At 37.3% G+C, this 4,457-nt stretch carries 5 protein-coding genes; 2 read left to right on the top strand and 3 right to left on the bottom strand.

Going from position 1 to position 4,457, the window contains the following annotated elements; genetic code table 11:
• Nucleotides 1-313 precede the first annotated feature (313 nt).
• A complete protein-coding gene (hxlR, locus tag GGQ92_RS16110; protein WP_184251312.1) occupies nucleotides 314-679 on the bottom strand; it encodes a transcriptional activator HxlR in 366 nt (121 codons plus the stop codon).
• A 179-nt stretch (nucleotides 680-858) separates the two neighbouring features.
• On the opposite strand from hxlR, the gene hxlA reads away from it, so the two are divergent.
• Both hxlA and hxlB read left to right on the top strand, forming a co-directional pair.
• Nucleotides 859-1,500 carry a 3-hexulose-6-phosphate synthase gene (gene hxlA, locus GGQ92_RS16105; RefSeq protein ID WP_184251309.1) on the top strand — a complete coding sequence of 214 codons (642 nt, stop codon included), beginning with the start codon at nucleotides 859-861 and terminating at the stop codon, nucleotides 1,498-1,500.
• A gap of 1 nt (nucleotide 1,501) precedes the next feature.
• The gene (hxlB, locus tag GGQ92_RS16100; RefSeq protein WP_184251307.1) at nucleotides 1,502-2,056 is read left to right on the top strand and encodes a 6-phospho-3-hexuloisomerase; all 555 of its coding nucleotides are present in this window, start codon (nucleotides 1,502-1,504) and stop codon (nucleotides 2,054-2,056) included.
• A gap of 244 nt (nucleotides 2,057-2,300) precedes the next feature.
• Here the strand turns inward: hxlB and GGQ92_RS16095 are convergent, their stop codons facing one another.
• Both GGQ92_RS16095 and GGQ92_RS16090 read right to left on the bottom strand, forming a co-directional pair.
• Entirely contained in the window at nucleotides 2,301-3,404 is a 1,104-nt protein-coding gene (locus GGQ92_RS16095; protein ID WP_184251305.1) for a glycoside hydrolase family 11 protein, read from the bottom strand.
• A gap of 126 nt (nucleotides 3,405-3,530) precedes the next feature.
• Nucleotides 3,531-4,220 (bottom strand): glycoside hydrolase family 11 protein, encoded by a 690-nt coding sequence (locus GGQ92_RS16090; protein ID WP_184251303.1) that lies wholly within the window; start codon nucleotides 4,218-4,220, stop codon nucleotides 3,531-3,533.
• Between the last annotated feature and the right edge of the window lie 237 nt (nucleotides 4,221-4,457).

Below are 4,457 nucleotides of genomic sequence, written 5' to 3'. Positions count from 1 at the left end.
ATTATTTCTTTGAATTTTGATATAATCAGTTGCATAGGAGACCACCTCTTTTAGATTTTGTTAGCCTATTATCTAGTATAGAGGGTCTCCTTTTAATTTTCCATTTATATGGATAATTTTAGAAATTATCCTTTGAGAACTATTTTACACATACGATTATGTGAAAAAAATAGGATTAGTGATTTTAACATATAAAAAGAAAGTACTGAATCATAGTACAAACCGAACGATTTAATAGAGCATAAGTTCAGTTTGTACGCTTTCTATAATTACTACACTAGCAAGAACAGTCACTACTAATCTTTCATTTTTACTATTTAGTAGCTGACTTATGTACAACTTCTTTACCCAGTACATTCTCAATATAATCTTTGCCCCAGTCATACATAGCTTCTAACACCGGCAAAAGCTTTTGTCCTTGCTCTGTTAATGAATATTCTACTTTCGGTGGAACTACAGGATAAACTTCACGATGTACAATTAGATGATCTTCAAGCTCTCGCAATTGATTAACGAGCATTCTTTGAGTAATTCCTGGTATAAGAGCCTTTAATTCACCAAATCGTTTCGTCCCTTCCTTTGCTAAATGCCACAAAATTAACATTTTCCACTTACCACCAATTACTGAAAGTGTTAATTCTTTTTCACAGTTAAAAGACTTCTCACCTAAATTTGGCATTTAAGTCACCTCCTTGTCCCATTTTACCTTATGGTATACTTTTTGTCACTATATGCGAAAAAAGTGCGTACTTTTAATCTGGTAACTTATTAATTATACTAAGTGTAGTGCTAACGAATACTATTTAAAAAAGTATGAAAGCGGATTAGCACAAAACGATTCTAAAAGGAGCGAGTAGAATGAAATTACAGTTAGCTTTAGATTTAGTAAACATTCCAGAAGCAATCGAATTAGTTAAAGAAGTAGAAGAATACATTGATATCGTTGAGATAGGAACACCAATTATTAATTTAGAAGGTCTTAAAGCTGTTAAAGCAATTAAAGATGAATTTCCTCATTTAGAGGTTTTGGCAGACATGAAAGTCATAGATGCTGCTGCATATGAAGTCTCAAATGCCGCTAAAAATGGTGCTGATCTTGTTACGATTCTTGCTCAAGCAGACAATCCTACCATCAAAGCGGCTGTTGAAGAAGCGAAAAAACAAGGGAAACAGATTGTTGTAGATATGATCTCTGTTAAAGATGTCCAAACTCGTGCAAAAGAGCTTGATGAATTAGGCGCTGACTATATTGCTGTGCATACGGGCTTAGATATGCAAGCGGAAGGTCAAGATTCATTCGAAGATCTACGTAGCATAAAAAGCGTTGTGAAAAATGCAAAAACAGCAATCGCTGGTGGAATTAAGCTTGAAAACTTACCAGGTGTTATTGAGGCACAACCTGATCTTATCATCGTTGGTGGCGGAATTGCAGGTCAAGAAAACAAAAAAGAAGCCGCGGCAAAAATCAGACAACTTATGAATGAAGGCGTGAATCTATAATATGCAAACGACTACTTATGCTAAGGAAATACTTGACGAGCTAAGTCATACAATCGAAGTAATGGATGATACGGGAATAGAAAAGCTCGCAAACGCAATACAGCGTGTAAATAAGATATTTGTAGCAGGGAGTGGTCGCTCTGGTCTAATGGCGAAAGCATTTGCTATGCGTATGATGCATGTAGGACTTGATCCATATGTCGTCGGTGAAACCATTACGCCAAGCCTCGAAGCTGATGACATTCTCATCATCAGTTCTGGTTCAGGAGAAACAAAAAGCCTATTATCTATGGCAGAAAAGGCGAAAAAGATGGGTGCAACCCTCGCACTGGTGACGACCAACCCTAGTTCATCCATTGCTAAATTGGCTGATATCACGGTTGAAATTCCTGCCCAAGCAAAAGCAGAAGGAACGAGCGGGAAATCAGTTCAACCTATGGGGTCTCTATTTGAGCAAGCGATGCTATTGCTTTATGATAGCTTAATTTTACGTGTTATGAATCAAAAAGGCTTAGACTCTAATAAAATGTATGATAGACATGCTAATCTTGAATAAATAAATCCATAAAAGAAAGACCGCTTAAATATATTGATGATTTGCGGTCTTTCTTTTCGGATTAAGAGATATGATAGGACTAGATTCTTCGAATTATAAAAAAGCACGAGATTAATCGTTATATATTCCATCTATTCTTAAGGTTAATTAAGGAAAAATTCGTAGGAACTGAACTAATTCTAACGAATTGTTCGGTTCCTACTAAAATAAAACACTTATGTCTTAGCTTCAAGAAATCTACATTTTAATGGATTTCTAAGTGATCAATGAAAGCGTCCCATGTACCATTATCTGATGTCACTCTTAGCTCCACTTCCTGATTACCAGTTCCATGACTTACGTTATTTATCGTATAGACAGCAGGGTGGCTATCACCATAATAGAACGTACCTTTAAACTGTCCACCGATAAATAGGTCTACTTGAGCCATGTTGTTATCATTATCGGAAGCTCCTCGAAGAGAGAAGTTACTACTACCACTCGAGAAATTGTGATTAAATTTTACATGGTCATCATTTGCATATAAAGCTACTCCGTTAAATGGAGAACTAATATTGGAGGTATACTGACCACCCTTTGTCATGCCTTCCGCTTGAATAACAGTTCCATTACCAGGAGGAGTACCTCCACCGCCATCACCAGGGTTACCTCCACCGCCTGATCCGCCAATGATTAAATCATTTTGGTAGACATCTGCCCAACCACTGCTTTGCCATCCTTCAATCGTTAAGGCTACTTCATACATTTTACCCATTGGCATACCATGTGCTTCCCATGCTCTAAAGTGATCGCTTACAGAGATAGTTCCGCTCGTACGCTTATCTCTACGAACACTCCAATATTGCTGGAAGGTAGTATTACCTTTAATAGATGGTTGATTTACTCGTGTAGTTTCATAGATATCATACGTTCCACCATCCACTTGAATCGTTCCTTTAGAATTAGCTCCAGGTGGTCTCCAAGTTCCCCAGCTATCGACTATATAGTATTCAACAAGAGGATCTACCGTCCAACCATACACCGTTAGATAGGAGTTACCATCAGGATGATAATCGACACCATAATTAAGGGTCATGTTTCCAATTTGTTGATGTGTTTGCGTTTCATCAAATTTTTTCCCTTTACGAAATAGGATGTTGTTAATGCCGCCACCCCAATCAGCATAGAAAGCACCGCCGCTATTAAGGATCATAGTACCTCCGCCGCCATCATCTTTCCAAAACTCATAATCATAACCATCATGAACGCCAGTTTCATTACTTGTAATTTGTGCACTCAAGTGTGTTGGAAGTAGAAGTACTAGAGCAAAGAGGGCGACAAAGAATACTTTTAAATTTTTACGCTTCAATTTAAATTCCTCCTAAAATATTTATATGGATACTCTGCCACTTACATGTGTGTAAGCGATTCACCTTATGCTCGTAATAAATGTAGCAGGGATTTCCAATTGATTACCCGTTCCACTTCATCAGGATTACCTACCGATTATTAACTCATTATGATAGACGTCTGCCCAACCACTGCTTTGCCATCCTTCAATCGTTAATGCTACTTCATACATATTGCCCATTGGCATACCATGTGCTTCCCATGCTCTAAAGTGCTCACTGACAGAGATAGTACCGCTCGTACGTTTATCTCTACGAACACTCCAATACTGCTGGAATGTAGTATTACCTTTGATGGAAGGTTGATTTACTCGAGTAGTTTCATAGATATCGTAAGTCCCACCATCAACATGAATGGTTCCTTTTGAATTAGCTCCAGGTGGTCTCCAAGTTCCCCAGCTATCGACAATGTAGTATTCAACAAGAGGATCTACCGTCCAACCATAGACAGTTAGATAGGAGTTTCCGTCAGGGTTATAATTTACCCCATAATTAAGGGTCATGTTTCCAATTTGCTGGTGTGTTTGTGTTTCATCAAACTTTTTCCCTTTACGGAAGAGGATATTGTTGATTCCACCACCCCAATCAGCATAGAAAGCACCGCCGCTATTCAGAACCATCGTACCTCCGCCACCATCATCTTTCCAAAATTCATAGTCATAGCCATCATGGACACCTGTTTCGTTGCTTGTAATTTGTGCACTTAAATGTGTTGGTAATAGAAGTACTAAAATAAAGAACGCGACAATAGAGACTTTTAGTTTTTTACGATTCAAATTAATTCCTCCTAAAGAAGTTTTGCAAGAAGTTTTTTTGGGTTTTCCTAGTACCTACAATACCTCCCTCAATATAATTAATTTTTCTTTCATTTACTCGTTTTTTCTTAAAATTCCACTTACACCGAATAGTTAATTCACTTTGAATAATGGATAATATTTGCATTTATAATAAATATTTACATAGTGAAAACCATCCTATCCTCCAAACTGGTATTGATTGGAAAATGACAGTAT

The organism is Gracilibacillus halotolerans, assembly GCF_014206945.1.
GTDB classification, from domain to species: domain Bacteria; phylum Bacillota; class Bacilli; order Bacillales; family Amphibacillaceae; genus Gracilibacillus; species Gracilibacillus halotolerans.
Note: the sequence above shows the minus strand (reverse complement) of the source record. Positions and strands in the feature narration are given on the sequence as shown.